Source organism: Pseudomonas sp. RIT409 (genome assembly GCF_003052515.2).
Lineage (GTDB): Bacteria > Pseudomonadota > Gammaproteobacteria > Pseudomonadales > Pseudomonadaceae > Aquipseudomonas.
On sequence record NZ_QARE02000037.1, the window covers coordinates 14,797 to 30,426 of the forward strand.

Annotated in this window: 13 protein-coding genes; 11 read left to right on the forward strand and 2 right to left on the reverse strand. The window is 63.0% G+C overall.

Features of this window, described 5'->3' with window-relative positions; all coding sequences use genetic code 11:
- Nucleotides 1-6 precede the first annotated feature (6 nt).
- The 5 genes from DBP26_RS26130 (at nucleotide 7) to iolG (ending at nucleotide 6,469) form a co-directional block, all read left to right on the forward strand.
- Nucleotides 7-1,146 (forward strand): HlyD family secretion protein, encoded by a 1,140-nt coding sequence (locus DBP26_RS26130; RefSeq protein ID WP_108240485.1) that lies wholly within the window; start codon nucleotides 7-9, stop codon nucleotides 1,144-1,146.
- Nucleotides 1,143-2,732, forward strand: a complete 1,590-nt coding sequence (locus DBP26_RS26135; RefSeq protein WP_108240486.1) for a DHA2 family efflux MFS transporter permease subunit — start codon at nucleotides 1,143-1,145, stop codon at nucleotides 2,730-2,732. The genes DBP26_RS26130 and DBP26_RS26135 overlap by 4 nt, the downstream gene beginning before the upstream one ends.
- Before the next feature lie 7 nt (nucleotides 2,733-2,739).
- Complete coding sequence (locus DBP26_RS26140) at nucleotides 2,740-4,266, forward strand: efflux transporter outer membrane subunit (protein WP_256600543.1); 1,527 nt, start codon at nucleotides 2,740-2,742, stop codon at nucleotides 4,264-4,266.
- Between the two features lie 123 nt (nucleotides 4,267-4,389).
- Complete coding sequence (locus DBP26_RS26145; protein WP_112235854.1) at nucleotides 4,390-5,415, forward strand: LacI family DNA-binding transcriptional regulator; 1,026 nt, start codon at nucleotides 4,390-4,392, stop codon at nucleotides 5,413-5,415.
- Nucleotides 5,416-5,470: 55 nt separating this feature from the next.
- Entirely contained in the window at nucleotides 5,471-6,469 is a 999-nt protein-coding gene (gene iolG / locus DBP26_RS26150; protein ID WP_108240489.1) for an inositol 2-dehydrogenase, read from the forward strand.
- Between the two features lie 36 nt (nucleotides 6,470-6,505).
- On the opposite strand, the gene DBP26_RS26155 is transcribed toward iolG, so the two are convergent.
- The gene (locus DBP26_RS26155; protein WP_108240490.1) at nucleotides 6,506-7,153 is read right to left on the reverse strand and encodes a LysE family transporter; all 648 of its coding nucleotides are present in this window, start codon (nucleotides 7,151-7,153) and stop codon (nucleotides 6,506-6,508) included.
- Between the two features lie 158 nt (nucleotides 7,154-7,311).
- Here DBP26_RS26155 and DBP26_RS26160 point away from each other — a divergent pair, with 158 nt between their 5' ends.
- From DBP26_RS26160 to DBP26_RS26170, 3 genes are all read left to right on the forward strand, one after another.
- On the forward strand, nucleotides 7,312-8,745 hold the full coding sequence (locus tag DBP26_RS26160) for a PLP-dependent aminotransferase family protein (protein WP_108240491.1): 1,434 nt from the start codon (nucleotides 7,312-7,314) through the stop codon (nucleotides 8,743-8,745).
- 164 nt (nucleotides 8,746-8,909) lie between these two features.
- Complete coding sequence (locus DBP26_RS26165) at nucleotides 8,910-10,493, forward strand: aldehyde dehydrogenase (NADP(+)) (protein ID WP_108240492.1); 1,584 nt, start codon at nucleotides 8,910-8,912, stop codon at nucleotides 10,491-10,493.
- Between the two features lie 149 nt (nucleotides 10,494-10,642).
- Complete coding sequence (locus DBP26_RS26170; RefSeq protein ID WP_108240493.1) at nucleotides 10,643-10,984, forward strand: FKBP-type peptidyl-prolyl cis-trans isomerase; 342 nt, start codon at nucleotides 10,643-10,645, stop codon at nucleotides 10,982-10,984.
- 322 nt (nucleotides 10,985-11,306) lie between these two features.
- Here the strand turns inward: DBP26_RS26170 and DBP26_RS26175 are convergent, their stop codons facing one another.
- Nucleotides 11,307-11,861 (reverse strand): RNA polymerase sigma factor, encoded by a 555-nt coding sequence (locus tag DBP26_RS26175; protein WP_108240494.1) that lies wholly within the window; start codon nucleotides 11,859-11,861, stop codon nucleotides 11,307-11,309.
- 243 nt (nucleotides 11,862-12,104) lie between these two features.
- Here DBP26_RS26175 and sctW point away from each other — a divergent pair, with 243 nt between their 5' ends.
- From sctW to DBP26_RS26190, 3 genes are all read left to right on the forward strand, one after another.
- The gene (gene sctW, locus DBP26_RS26180; RefSeq protein WP_108240495.1) at nucleotides 12,105-13,238 is read left to right on the forward strand and encodes a type III secretion system gatekeeper subunit SctW; all 1,134 of its coding nucleotides are present in this window, start codon (nucleotides 12,105-12,107) and stop codon (nucleotides 13,236-13,238) included.
- Nucleotides 13,238-15,331 carry a type III secretion system export apparatus subunit SctV gene (sctV, locus tag DBP26_RS26185; RefSeq protein WP_108240496.1) on the forward strand — a complete coding sequence of 698 codons (2,094 nt, stop codon included), beginning with the start codon at nucleotides 13,238-13,240 and terminating at the stop codon, nucleotides 15,329-15,331. The genes sctW and sctV overlap by 1 nt, the downstream gene beginning before the upstream one ends.
- Before the next feature lie 29 nt (nucleotides 15,332-15,360).
- A partial coding sequence (locus DBP26_RS26190) for an FHA domain-containing protein (protein ID WP_218565858.1) occupies nucleotides 15,361-15,630 on the forward strand: 270 nt, incomplete at its 3' end.

The window sequence follows — 15,630 nt, forward strand, 5'->3', positions numbered from 1 at the left end:
TTCGCCATGAATCAACCCCAAACCGTCACCGAGCCGGCTGCTGGTGCAGCGCCTCGCAAGTCCGCCCGTGGCAAACGCCTGATGTTGCTGGCCCTGGGCGTCGCCGCCATCGTGGGTGCCGTCGTGTTCGGCCTGCACTGGTGGACCACCGGACGCTTTCTCGAATCCACCGATGACGCGTATGTCGGCGGCGACGTGACGGTGATCGCGCCGAAGGTCCCCGGCTACATCACCGAGCTCAAGGTGGTGGACAACCAATTCGTGCACGCGGGTGACCTGTTGCTGAAGATCGACGATCGCGACTACCAGGCGGCCCTGAAGAAGGCCGAAGGTGCTGTCGCCGCCGAAACCGCGTTGCTCGCCAACCTCGACGCGACCGAACAGCTTCAACACGCGGTGGTGAGCCAGGCGAAAGCGGGCGTCGATGCCGCCAATGCCGAGACTGTCCGCTCTCGGGACGATCAGGTGCGGTATCAAGTGCTGTCCGGGCGCTCGGCGGTGTCCATCGAAAGCTTCCAACGCGCCGACGCCACCTATAAGACGGCCCAGGCCAACAGTGCCAAGGCCCAGGCCTCGCTGCTCGCCTCGCAGCGCCAACTGGACGTGATTGCCACCCAGAAGCAGCAGGCCCGGGCGGCATTGGAGCAAGCGAAGGCCGAGCGTGATCTGGCGCAATTGAACGTCGGTTACACCGAACTGCGCGCGCCAGTGGACGGAGTGATCGGCAACCGCCGCGCCCGCGTCGGCGCTTACGCCGCTGCCGGTGCGCAGTTGATTGCCGTGGTGCCGGCCGAGGGGCTGTGGGTGGATGCCAACTTCAAGGAAGACCAACTGGCCCGCATGGAACCGGGTCAGGCGGTCACCATTGAGGCCGACGTGTTGCCGGGGCAGGTGTTTCATGGCCATTTGAACAGCCTGGCGCCGGCCACCGGTTCGCAGTTCAGCGTGCTGCCCCCGGAGAACGCCACCGGGAATTTCACCAAGATCGTGCAACGGGTCCCGGTGCGCGTGTACCTGGATGGCGAGGATGGCCGGCTGGGCAAGCTGCGTCCAGGGTTATCGGTGATCGCGCAAGTCGACACCCGGCGCCAGAACGCTGACAACCCTGACGCCGCCCGCGTCGCCCAAGGGAAGACCGCGCCATGAGCGCTGCCACGCGCGACAAGGGCCCGGTCGACGTCGCCACCATGGCGACGTCGACCAAAGTGCTCGCCTTCGCCACGATGTGCCTGGGCATGTTCATCGCCCTGCTGGACATCCAGATCGTCTCCGCGTCGTTGCGCGACATCGGCGGCGGGCTGTCGGCAGGCGCCGACGAAACCGCCTGGGTGCAAACCAGTTACCTGATCGCCGAAATCGTGGTCATTCCCCTGTCGGGGTGGCTTGCCAGAGTGTTTTCCACCCGCTGGCTGTTCTGCGCGTCGGCAGTGGGTTTCACCCTCGCCAGCCTGCTGTGCGGGCTGGCCTGGAACATTCAGAGCATGATCGCCTTTCGCGCGCTGCAGGGGTTTCTCGGTGGGTCGATGATCCCGATGGTGTTCACCACGGCGTTCGTGTTCTTCACCGGCAAACAACGGGTCATCGCCGCCTCGACCATCGGCGCCGTGGCCTCGCTCGCCCCCACGCTGGGGCCGGTGATTGGCGGCTGGATCACTGACATCTCGTCTTGGCACTGGCTGTTCTACATCAACCTGGTGCCGGGCATTTTCGTCGCGGTCGCCGTGCCGATCATGGTCAACATCGATGCCATGGACCTTAAGCTGCTCAAGGGTGCGGACTACCTGAGCATGGTATTTCTGGCGCTGTTTCTCGGCTGCCTGGAGTACACGCTCGAAGAAGGCCCACGCTGGAACTGGTTCAGTGACCAGACCATTCTCACCACCGCCTGGGTCTCCGGACTCGCCGGGTTGGCGTTCATCGGCCGTACATTGAGTGTGAACAATCCGGTGGTCGACCTGCGCGCCCTGAGCGACCGCAATTTTGCCCTTGGGTGTTTCTTCTCTTTTGTGACCGGCATTGGCCTGTTCGCCACCATTTACCTCACGCCCTTGTTTCTGGGCCGGGTCCGCGGTTACAGCGCGCTGCAGATTGGCGAAGCCATCTTCTCCACCGGGATTTTCCAACTGGCGGCGATACCGGTGTATGGCTTCCTCGCCAATCGCGTCGACTTGCGCTGGATCATGATGTTCGGCCTGTCGTTGTTCGCCCTGTCGATGTGGGACTTTTCACCGATCACTCACGACTGGGGTGGCCACGAATTGCTCCTCCCACAAGCGATCCGCGGCTTTGCGCAACAGATGGCGGTGCCGCCCACCGTGACATTGACCCTGGGCGGGTTGCATCCCTCTCGGCTCAAGCAGGCCTCGGGGCTGTTCAACCTGATGCGCAATCTGGGCGGTGCGATCGGTATCGCGGCCTGCGCCACGCTGCTCAACGACCGCACCAACCAGCATTTCACCCACTTGGCCGAGCACCTGAACAGCAGCAACGAGGCGATGAACCATTGGCTCGACACCGTCACCGGAAACTTCGCCGGCCTGGGGCAGAGCCCCGCCGAAGCCGGTAATGCTGCGCTGCACCAACTGTGGTTGCTGACCTACCGCGAAGCGCAAACCCAGACTTTTGCCGACACCTTTCTGGCGATCATGGTGTGCTTCCTGATCGCGGTGGTCATGGTCCCGCTGATGCGCAAGGTGGCACAGCCCAAAGCACCGTCGGCCGACGCCCACTGACCGCGCCATGTCCACTTCTCTTTCATTTTCTCCCTTCGAGGACAACCTGATGGCCACTTTGGCGTCACGTTTCAAACGCGGCAGCGTGTTTGCACTCAGCGCGGTGTACGTTGCCCTGGCCGGCTGTGCGGTCGGGCCCGATTACCAGCGGCCCACCAACGCCCTGAGCGCGACCTTCCATGCTGACACGCTGCTGCAGCAGCGCGTCGGCGAGAGCCCCGCGCCCTCCCTCGACACGTGGTGGGCGGGCTTCAACGACCCTGAGCTGAACCGTATCGTGCAGCGTGCGCTGGACCAGAACCTTGACCTGGCGAAATCCTTCGCCCGTGTCGAGCAGGCTCGCGCGGTGGCGCGGCAGGCCGGGGCGATCCGCCTGCCGCAGGGCGCCCTGGATGGCAAAGCCGTGCGCCAGCGCCAGTCCACCGAAAGCTCACAAGGCCGGATAGGCAGTACCTTCCCCGGCTATGACCGCAACCAGACACTGGAAACCCTCGGCGTCGAAGCCAGTTGGGAGGCCGATCTGGCTGGCGGTCTGAAGCGCGGCGAAGAGGCCGCCCTCGCTGAGGCCCAGGCAGCCGAGGCCAGCCATGTCGGCGTGCGCATTTCGGTGGCCGCCGAAGCGGCGGACGCGTATTTCCGAATCCGTGGCGCACAGCAGCGCCTGGCCGTCGCCCAAGATCAGGTGACCACCCAGAACGCCTTGCTCGACCTGATCAAGGACCGCATGAGCATGGGCCTTGCCACCCACCGCGAGCAGGCCCAGGCCGAAGCGCTGGTGTTGCAGGCGCGGGCGACTCTGCCACCACTGCGCACCGAGCTGACGACCCAGCTGAACCGACTGGACGTGCTGATGGGCGCGCAACCGGGCACCTACGCCTTGGCGTTGCAAAGCAGCCCGCAGCACTATGACGTGCCGAGGATCAGCGACGCCCAGGGCCCCGCCGATTTGCTGCGCCGTCGACCGGATGTGATCGCCGCTGAACGCAGGCTGGCGGCGTCCAACGCACGCATCGGCGCGGCCATCGCTGAGTATTACCCGAGCGTGTCGTTGTCCGGCCTGCTCGGTTTTGATACGGCCCATAGCGGCCAGCTTTTCACCTCATCGGCGTTTCAGCCCCAGGCCATTCTCGGGCTGCACTGGCGGCTGTTCGATTTCGGTCGGGTCGATGCGGAAGTGGCGCAGGCCAAGGGCGCCAATGCCGAGGCGCTGGCCGAATACCGGTTGGCGATGCTCAAGGCCACCGAGGACGTCGAAAATGCAATCGTGACCCTGGTCGAACTGGAACAACAGCGCCAGGACGTCAGTGCAGAGGTGGCGGCACACCAGACCGCGCGGGACGCCGCACAGGACGCCTACAAGGGCGGTGCCGTCAGCCTGGTGGAAGTGCTCGACGAAGACCGTCAACTGTTGGTCTCTCGCGATCAACTCGCGCAGTTGCACGCCAACGATGCCCGCGCCGCGGTGGCCACCTTCCGAGCGCTGGGCGGTGGGTGGCCATCGACGATCAAGGACGATGTTGCCGAGCGAGATTGACCCTCCACGATGGAAATAAATTTCTATCTGTACAGAAAATAGAAATGCGTCTAGCATTGCGTATCACGGATACCCGACCTGAATCGACCTCAACAAGACCTTGCCAAAGGCCCAGGAGATTCCATGCTCGACCGCCCCAGACGTTTTTCGATCAAACAGATCGCCGCCCAGGCCGGTGTCAGCAAGGCGACGGTCGATCGCGTGCTGCATCAACGTGGCAGCGTGCACTACCAGACCCACCGGCGCATCCAGCAGGCCCTGGCGGAGCTGGAAGCGCAGGAAACCTGCGGCCTGGCGGTGGGCCGAACCTTTCACATCGACGTCATCCTGCACACCCCAAGGCGTTTCAGTGACGCGGTGAAGGAGGCCATTCACACGCAGCTGGGCACGCTGGCGCCCTTTCGCATCTTTCCCCGTTTTCATCTTTATCAGCACATTGACCCACAGCGGATGCAGGCGTTGATCCTGCGCTGTGTCAGCAACGGAAGCCAGGGCGTGATTCTCAAGGCGGCCGACGAGCCTGAGATCAGTGCCGCCGTGAACCAGGTGACGGCAGCGGGCGTACCGGTGGTGACCCTGGTGTCCGACCTGACACACAGTGAGCGTATCGGCTACATCGGCATGGACAACCGCACCGCCGGGCAGACGGCGGCTTACCTGTTGACGCGCTGGCTGGACGATGCGACGCAAGACGTGGCGGTGGTGATCAGCAGCCAGCACTTCCGTGGCGAGGCGGAACGGCACGGGGGCTTTTGCAGTTGGCTGCATGAACGCGCCCCGCATGTGCGCGTGGTCGAGGTCAGCGGAGGCCTGGGCGTGTACCCGCCCACGCTGCAGCGGATGACCCAAGCCCTCGAACAGCACCCTTCGATCAAGGCCGTCTACAGTGTCGGCGGGGGCAATCGGGCGATCGTCGATGCATTCGCCGCACTGGCTCGCCCGCTCAGGGTGGTCATCGGTCACGATCTGGATCAGGAGAACCGCCAATTGCTGGCCGAGGAAAAAATCGCCGCGATCATCGACCACAACCTGCAACTGGACGCCCGCCACGCTTTTACCCGGATCCTGCAGTTTCACCGCCTGTGGAAGGCTGGCCCCATTGCGCCTTCGCCTGTACAGATCGTCACGCCATTCAGCCTCGCGCATTGAGTGGTGCACCGCATTTCATTCGCCCCTGACAACGCCCTTTCACGGAGAGCCATCCATGCTACGCATTGCAGTCCTCGGCGCAGGCCGCATCGCCACCATCCACGCGGCAAACGTGGCGTCTCACTCCGACGTTCGACTGTCGGTCATCGCTGACCCCTGGCGCGAGGGCGTCGACCGACTGGCGGCGAAACTCGGCTGTGCTGCGGCGTACGATTGCGCCCAGGCCATTACCCGTGAGGATGTCGACGCAATCGTCATCGGCACCCCCACCGACACCCACATCGACTTGATGCTGCAAGCCGTCGAGCGCGGTCTCCCCGTGCTGTGCGAAAAGCCCATCGATCTGGACTTCGCCAAGGCAGCGGAGGCGGTCGACACCCTCGAGCGCCTGAACGGGAAAGTGATGCTCGGCTTCAACCGTCGCTTCGATCCGGACACGTTGCGGATACGCAAGGCCATTGCCGAAGGTGAAATCGGTGACGTGCGCCAAGTGGTCATTACCAGCCGCGACCCGGGCCTTGCACCGATGGAATACCTCAAGCATTCGGGCGGCATCTTCCGTGACATGACCATTCACGACTTCGACACCGCGCGCACGCTGCTGGGCGAAGAACCGACGCAAGTCATGGCCATCGCCAGCCGCCTGGTCGAGCCGGCCCTCGAAGGCATCGACGACTACGACAGCGTGATGGTGCTGCTGCGCACGGCATCCGGGAAACAATGCCATATCAACTGCTGCCGCGAGGCGGCGTACGGTTACGACCAGCGGCTGGAGGTGTTCGGCTCCAAGGGCATGCTGCTCAACGACAACCACCGACCCAACACGGTGCGCAGGTACAGCGCGACTCAGACCGAGGTCCGCGAACCGTTGGAAAATTTCTTCCTTGAGCGTTACGCCGACGCCTACCGCAACGAGCTGAACCAGTTCATTGCTGCGATACAAGCCGATGCCCCGCTGCCGACCAACGCCCGAGACGGGTTGAAGGCACTGCACCTGGCCAACTGCGCGCTGGAATCGATCAGAACCGGACGGGCCGTCACGGTGTGCCCGTGAAGCGGCGCGCAGAGCAGACGACTCGGACGCAAGCGCTCAACCCTGCGCCGCGTTGACGATGAATTCGCGATAACCCGACAAAATCACGTACACCGCGAAGTAGCAGAAGATCGCCGCCGAGACCCAGTAGGAATATTTGAGCAGGCGGTCGCCCAACAGGCGTCCGCCATGGCTGGCGGCGAAACAGATGAACACGCACCACGCGACGCCTGCGCTGAAGAACCCCGACAAAAACCATGCCGTGCTCAAGCCGCCGTGGCCCCCTGCCCTGGAAATCAGTGTGCCGCCCACCGCAGCGAACCAGAGAATGGCCGTCGGGGAGGAGACGGCAAGAAACACGCCCCTTGAGAAGGCCCGCACGCCGGAGCGGCGGTCGGCGTCTTGAGCGACGGCCAAAGCGCCGTGATCGCTCATGGCGGACATGATCATCTTGATCGCGAACCCGATCAGCAGCACCGAGCCACCCAACCAGAGGGTCCAGCGCACCCATTCGTATTGCAGCAGCACGGTCATGCCCGCCAACGCCAGAACGGCGTAGAACAGATCGCCAAAGCAGGTGCCCAGCCCGAGCCAGAACCCTTGCAGGTAGCCGCGCTGCATGGCCAACGTGATCATCGCGATATTGGCCACGCCTATGTCCAGGCACAACGAAAGGCTCAGCAAAAAGCCGCTGGTGAACTCCATATCAGGTATCCATCGATCGAAGGGGAAACGAAAAGCAGCGCGCAGGATAACGGGATTCGCCGGGTTTGCCGATGGCCGAGTTGGCGCTTTCGGCCAGCACCCGCTCAGTCTAGAATCCAACTCGCCCGTTTTGACCCTCAGTGGCTGGAGAGCTGTGCGTGGAACTTCATATCGTCATACATGGCCGCAAGGACCTGGCGAACCAGGTGTATGAACAACTGCGCGAGAGCATCGAATCGGGACGCCTGGCCCCGGGGGTGCAGTTGCCGCCCAGTCGCCTGCTTGCCGCCCAGTTGGGCCTGTCGCGCAAAACCATCTCCGACACTTACAGCCGCCTGACCTATGAAAACTACCTGGTGGGAAAAATCGGCAGCGGCACCTTCGTCAACCATCTGACCGCCCCTACGCAGCGTCGCCAGAGCGCTCCGGTGCTGGCCAGCCAGAAACGCATCGACGCCTGGCAGAACCTCTCTCTGCCGCTGCGCCACCCGACACGGGAAGGCACGTTGCGGCATGACTTCATCGGCGGCGCCACGGCGAAAACCCAATTCCCGCTCGATGACTGGCGACGGTGTACCCAGCATGCCTTGCGTCAGATGGCGCAAGCGCGGGGCTTTTACAGCCAGCCCGAAGGCGTCCCGGAACTGCGCAAAGCAATCGCGGGCCACATCGCGTTCGCGCGCGGGGTCAATTGCGTGGCCGACGATGTGGTGGTGTGCAATGGTGCGCAGCAGGCGCTGGACCTGATCGCGCGGGTGCTGATCGAGCCCGGCTGCACGGTGGCGATGGAAGATCCGGGCTATGCGCCCGCCCGTCTGCTGTTTGCTGCCCAAGGCGCGACGGTGGCCAGCGTCCCCGTGGACGACGAGGGTATCCGGGTCGAGTGCATCCCCGAGGACAGTCACCTGATCTACGTCACGCCATCGCATCAGATGCCACTGGGTATGCCCATGAGCCTGGCGCGACGTCAAGCACTGCTGGACAAGGCGCGTCGCATCGGCGCGATCATCATCGAAGACGATTACGACAGCGAATTCCGCTATGAAGGGCGCCCCACCGATTCCCTACAAAGCATGGACGGCTTCGGTGTGGTGGCGTATGTGGGCACCTTTTCCAAGACATTGCTGCCCGAACTGCGTCTGGGGTATGCGGTACTGCCTGCCACCCTGCGCGAAGCAGTGATCCAGGCCAGGCAACTGACGGACTGGCACACCAGCACGTTGCCGCAGTGGGCATTGGCCAAATTCATCGGCGATGGCCTGCTCAATCGACACATTCGCCGCTGCCACGGGATTTACGCTGGCCGTCGCGAGCGGATTCTAGCCCGCCTGACCGGCGATCTGTCGCCCTGGATGTACGCCATCCCGTGCACCGCAGGCTTTCACATGGCCGTGATGTTCAAGCACCCCATCGACGTGGCATTGCTGGTCGCGCTGATGCGCAAGGTCGATATCGGCCTGTACCCGCTCACAGGCTTCTATCACCACGTCCCCGTGCGGAACGGCCTGATCATGGGGTTTGGCGCCATCGAAACCCTGGATATCGATCCCGCACTGGACCGGCTGCGTGACGTGCTGACGCAGATCGCCTGAGGCCATTGACGACGGGAGCGATCGGTTGCGGGGGAAAATTTGCAGTTGTATGATGTCTGTCAACAGATCGTTCCTCAGGGTCATCTACCGCCTTCACGTATCCCCACCGATTGCCTTCGGGCGACTGCCTGATCAATTCCCAAGCACAATAACAGGAGAAGCAGATGCCTAACGTCCTCGGACAGAACTTCATCGGCGGCGCCCGCAGCGGCCTCGGTGAAGCCCGACACACGAGCGTGGACGCCAGTACTGGCGAGCCCTTGCCTTACCGCTTCCACCAGGCCACCGATGGCGAAATCGACGCTGCTGCCCTCGCCGCCAAGCAAGCTTTCGCTGAATACCGTCAGTTGAGCCCCGGCCGCCGCGCAGAATTCCTGGACACCATTGCCGATGAACTGGACGCACTGGGTGATGATTTCGTCGCCCTCGTCTGCCAGGAAACCGCCCTGCCCGCCGCCCGCATCCAAGGCGAGCGTGGCCGCACCAGCGGCCAGATGCGCTTGTTCGCCAGCGTGCTGCGCCGTGGCGATTTCCTCGGCGCCCGTATCGATCAGGCCCTGCCCGAGCGCAAGCCCCTGCCCCGCGTCGACCTGCGCCAGTACCGCATCGGTGTCGGCCCGATCGCCGTGTTCGGCGCCAGCAACTTTCCCCTGGCTTTCTCCACCGCCGGGGGTGACACCGCCTCTGCCCTGGCCGCAGGCTGCCCCGTGGTGGTCAAAGCCCACAGCGGTCATATGGCAACCGCTGATCTGGTCGGTCAGGCCATCGTGCGCGCCGCCGAAAAAACCGGCATGCCCAAGGGCGTCTTCAACATGATCTTCGGCAGCGGCGTCGGTGAAGGCCTGGTAAGGCATCCGGCCATCCAGGGCGTGGGGTTCACCGGTTCGCTGCATGGCGGTAATGCGCTGTGCAAACTGGCGGCCGAGCGTCCACAGCCGATCCCTGTGTTCGCCGAGATGTCCAGCATCAACCCGGTGGTTCTGCTTCCCGGCGCGCTCTCAGCCCGTGGCGCGACCATTGCCGGGGAGCTGGCCGCTTCGGTGGTTCTGGGAGCCGGTCAGTTCTGCACCAACCCTGGCGTGGTGATCGGTATTCGGTCCCCTGCCCTGAGCGCTTTTACCGAGCAACTCAAAGAGCACCTGGGTGGCCAGGCGCCGCAGACCATGCTCAATGAAGGGGGCCTGCGCAGTTACAGCAAAGGCGTGCAGAAACTGCTGGCGCACCCGCTCGTCACGCATTTGGCCGGGCAGCCGCAGGAAGGCCGTCAGGCCCGGGCGCAGTTGTTCAAGGCCGGTGTGAGCATGCTGCTCACGGGGGATGAACTGCTTCAGGAAGAGGTGTTCGGCCCCACGACGCTGCTGATCGAAGTCGCCGATGACGCGGAGCTCAAAGCCGCGCTGCTGGCCTTGCGCGGCCAACTGACCGCGACCCTGATCGGCGAAACCGCCGACCTGCAGAAATATCAATGGCTGGTGCCGGTGCTGGAAGAGAAAGTCGGTCGCATTCTGGTCAACGGCTACCCGACCGGCGTCGAGGTGTCCGATGCCATGGTGCACGGCGGGCCGTATCCGGCCACCTCGGACGCTCGCGGCACTTCGGTCGGGACGTTGGCCATCGACCGGTTCCTGCGCCCGGTCTGTTACCAGAACTACCCTGACAGCCTGTTGCCGCCGGCGCTGCAAAACGCCAACCCGTTGGGGCTCAAACGCTTGGTCAACGGGAGCTGGAGCAGCGACGTCATCGCCTGATCACGGCAACGCCGCATCGTCAACGGCGCGCTCCCAACAGGGCGCGCCGTTTTTGTTTGCCCGTGGGAGGTCGGCTCGTCGCCACGGTTGCCAGTGCCGGGCAGTGCCCTTACGATCGCCGCCTGCATCAGTTCACCCGAGAGACCAGCATGAGCGAAGAACTCCAGATCATCGATGTCCAGGAAGGCACCGGCAAAGCCGTCGTCAAAGGCGCGTTGATCACGACCCACTACACAGGCACCCTAGAAGACGGCACGGTATTCGATTCGTCCTGGCAACGAGGCAAACCGTTCCAATGCGTCATCGGCAGCGGTCGTGTGATCAAAGGCTGGGATATCGGGCTGATGGGGATGAAGGTCGGTGGCAAGCGTCAACTGCGTGTGCCATCGCACCTGGCTTACGGCGAGCGCAGCATGGGCGCGCACATCACGCCGCATTCGAATCTCAATTTCGAGATCGAATTGCTGGAAGTGCTCACCCGCGACGACTGATCCGATGGCGGGGGTCGTCGCAAGGCCGCCCCCATGCCCGTCAAGGCCCATCATTCCTGTTGATGTCCACCATGAAGGCGATTGTCTTCAGGTTTTTCGAGCGTCGCGTAACATCGCCTGCATCGCCCGAATCCCACGTTCACACAGGATTGCCGCCATGACCTTGCACCTGATCAACGCCATTGCCCTCACCGCCGTCACCATTTTCCTGGTCAATCGCGCCTTCGCCCTGTACGACCTGGTCAAGGCTGCGACCGTTTCCGAGCACCTCTGAAACGGTCCCCTCCTCTTCGCTGCACGCGTCCAGCCGTATGGGACGGCGTTACGCGAACGGGTCCATCTGACGCTTCAGCTGTTCCCTGGCCCGAGACAGGCGCGAACGCACGGTGCCGATCGGCACGCCCAGCGATGTCGCGGTTTCCTGGTAATTGCCGTCCATTTCCAGTGACACCTCGATCACCCGCTGCATGTTCGAGGGCAGTGTCCCGATCGCCTTGACCGCGCGCGCCAATTGTCGGCGACCGTCGACTTCATGACCGATGTCCCCCTGATGGTCGAGTTCAGTATGGGTGTGGTCCTCCCAGCTCTCCTGATAAGGCTGACGGTACATTTTGCGAAAATGGTTGCGAATCAGGTTCAGCGCAATGCCGCACAACCAAGTCTGTGGTTTGCTGGCGTTCTGAAACTTGTGCTCACTGCGCAGCGCCTCCAGAAATGTGCTTTGCAAAATGTCGTCGACGTCTTCCGGGTTCATCACCCGCTTCTGTATGAAGGCACGAATCATCTTCACCTGATCGCTGGACATCTGCCGAATGCCTTGGATCGGCTGGCGAGTGCGTGGGGATTCAATGTCGAGTATCGCGAGGCTTGGAAACATCAGGGCTCTTCCTTGTTTGGAGTGTGTTAGCCCTATAGCGATATGCATGCCAGCAAAATACCTTCTTTAACCTGTTGTTTTTTAACTAGAATTCTTTTTTCCGCGCAACGGTCCGTGCAAGAACTTGCGCGAGGACGCTGATTCGTCAACGGGATTTGGCACAGTTTTCCGAACGTAGCCCAGCATGGAACCAGACGGTGCTCAAAGCCACTCAGAGCGCATGACCCCGCTCAGAACCGTCTTATGAAGATCGTCGCTCCTGCGCCACCGCCGCTGACTCCCGCACCCGGTGCACCTGCTGCCACTCCGGGGCCGGCCGCTGCGGGACACACACCGGCGCCCATCGTGCCGCCGCGGACCAACGCGCCGAATCCGAACGGAACTTCACCGCTGCAGGTGTCGCGTTTCGCCGCTGCCCTGGTGCAACAGAGCCGCAGCCTGGGCCAGCGCGAACTGATTGCCAGTGGCAACGCCTTGCAATCGCGCGCGGCCAAACTGGGCGAGCTGTATCAGCAATTGGTGGGCTCGCAAGACAGTGGCCTGGAGGACGCCGCGCGCAACCTGCGCAAGTTCTTGCTCAAACAGCGGTCGGCCAATCTGGCCCAGGTGCTCAGCTACAGCGACGGCGACCCCGCCAAGGCCCATGTGGTGTTGCAGGCCGCACGAAAGCAGGCTCAAGCCGATGGCGCCACCGGCGAACACGTGGTGTTGACACAACAGTTGAAACTGCTGCGTCGGCAATACGGCCAGCGCACCCGCGCCGGCATCAACAGCGCCAAAGCGTTCGCCAAATCCGGGGTCGATAGCAAACGGCGCGGTGCGCTGCGCAACCTGTATGGTGCGGCGGTCACGGGGCAACAGACCATCACCGGGCTGATCGACGCGCTGCTCAACGAACGGGAAGAAAGCGGCGATTTCGAGCTGAACCTGCGGGACATGCGCAGCGCCATCGCCGACGACCTGTCATCCCTCACGCCTTCCACTTCCGCTCAGCAACTGCGCACGCTGATGCACAGCCTCAACACCGCCCGTCATGTCGCAACGCTGTTGCAAAGCTGCGAACACTTGCTGGGGCGCATGCGTAACAAGAACCCTGGCTTGCAGATCGACCCCGCTGCGTTTCTCAAGCATCTGCTGGCCCTGTCCAACAAAGGCATGAACCTGAACGAGACCCTGCAGTTGACGCAACACATCGGCGGCAAACAGCTCAAGCATCAGTTGGCATTTCTCAACGGCCTGCGTCCGATGCTGCAGCAACTGCCGATCCTTTTGTGGCGTGACATGAAGACCCGACAGAACGCGCTGGGCAACCTGCTCATCCTCATGGCCGAACTGACTCGGCTGGAACAGAACCCGACTTTGGGAGGCCTCGCCTGATGGATCGTGTCATCCACCTGCTCAACCAGTTGGCACTGGCGGCGATGCGCCGCTCGGAAATCGTGGGCGCCTTCGTGGTCATCGCCATTGTCTTCATGATGATCACCCCGCTGCCCACCGGGCTGGTGGACGTGCTGATAGCCATCAACATCTGTATTTCCTGCCTGCTGATCATGTTGGCGATGCACTTGCCCAGGCCGCTGGCATTCTCCACCTTTCCGGCGGTGTTGCTGTTGACCACCATGTTCCGGTTGGCGCTGTCGATTTCCACGACTCGCCTGATCCTGCTCAATCAGGACGCGGGTCACATCGTCGAGGCATTCGGGCAGTTCGTAGTCGGGGGGAACCTGGCGGTGGGGATGGTGATCTTCCTGATCCTCACCGTGGTCAACTTCCTGGTCATCACCAAGGGCTCCGAACGGGTGGCCGAAGTCGGTGCGCGCTTCACGCTGGACGCCATGCCCGGCAAGCAAATGTCGATCGACAGTGACTTGCGCGCCAACCTGATCAGTGTCCACGAGGCCCGTCGTCGCCGCGCCGAGCTGGGCAAGGAAAGCCAGTTGTTCGGCGCCATGGACGGGGCGATGAAGTTCGTCAACGGCGACGCCATCGCCAGCCTGATCATCGTTGCCATCAACATGATCGGCGGCATCGCCATCGGCGTCGTGCAGCACAACATGAGCGCCGGAGACGCATTGCAGGTGTACACCGTGCTGACCATCGGCGACGGCCTGATCGCGCAGATTCCGGCACTGCTGATCTCGGTCACCTGCGGCATGATCATTACCCGCGTGCCGGACGAGGAGCGGGCCGAAGCCAACATTGGCCGCCAGATCGCCGAGCAGATCACCAGCCAGCCCAAGGCCTGGATCATCGCCGCGGTGGCGATGCTTGGCTTTGCCGCCCTGCCGGGCATGCCGACAGCGGTGTTCATTGTCATTTCGATCATCTGCGGGATCGGCGGCCTGCTGCAGTTGCAGCGCGCCAAACCCCAGGCCGAGCAGGTTCAGGCCGTGGCGGTGGCCCCTGAAATGAACGGCCGCGAAGACCTGCGCACCTTCTCCCCAAGCCGCCAGTTCGTGCTGCAGTTCCACCCCAGCCAGAACCCGGCGCAGGTCGAGGCACTGGTCAGCGAGATCCGCCAGCGTCGCAACCGGCTGGTGGTGCAATACGGCTTGACGCTGCCCTCTTTCATTATTGAGCAGGCGGAACACCTGCCACCGGACGAATTCCGTTTTTCGGTCTATGAAGTGCCGTTGCTCAGGGCCACATTCACCGAGAGCCATGTGGCCGTCGACCCACGCACGCTCGAAGCGTCGCCCGACAGCGCGGTTTCGGGCAGCCTTGAACGCCAGGAAGGTCAATGGCTGTGGCTGCCGGCCGACGCCCCGCAATTGCAGGATCAGCAGGTCGAACGCGTGGATGCGATGACCCTGATCATCGAGCGCATGGAGCGCGCCTTGCAGTCCTGCGGGCCGCAGTTCATCGGTCTGCAGGAAACCAAGGCGATTCTCGGCTGGCTGGAAAGCGAGCAACCGGAGCTTGCCCAGGAAATGCAACGGGTGCTGCCGCTCGCTCGCTTCTCCGCCGTGCTGCAGCGCCTGGCGTCGGAATGTGTGCCACTGCGCGCGATCCGGGTGATCGCCGAGACACTGATCGAGCACGGTCAGCATGAACGTGAAGTCACGGTGCTGGCGGACTACGTGCGCATTGCCCTGAAGTCGCAGATCTACCACCAGTATTGCGGTGCCGAAGGCCTGCTGGTGTGGGTGCTCACCCCGGAAAGCGAAGGCATCCTGCGCGACAGCCTGCGCCAGACCCAGACCGAAACCTTCTTTGCGCTGGACAACGACACCAGTCAATTGCTGGTGGAGCAATTGCACATTGCTTTTCCCGTACGCACCGCCGAGCGCGCGGTCCTGCTGGTCGCCCAGGACCTGCGCAGCCCGCTGCGGACCCTGCTGCAGGAAGAGTTCTATCACGTCCCGGTGCTGTCTTTCGCCGAGATCAGCAACGCGGCCCAGGTCAAAGTGCTGGGACGTTTCGATCTGGAAGAAGACCTCGATGCCCTGGATAACGACTATGCCGCCTGATCAGCCATCTGAGCGCCGGAGAACTTCCCATGTTTGAATTGAGGGTGTTGAGCGGCCTGCATCAGGGCGCAGCGCTGCCGCTGGTGGGCGATCAATGGAACATCGGCGCGGATGCCGAGCAGGATCTGGCCCTGCATGATCCGGGGGTTGAACAGCTGCATTGCCGATTGCAGCGCGATGGCGAACGCTGGCTGATGAGCGGCGCCGACGGCCAGATCGGCGATCAGGAAGGCCATCGTCACACGACCGCTGAGCTCATACCCAATACCGCGTTCGTCCTGGGCTCGGTGTGGTTGTGC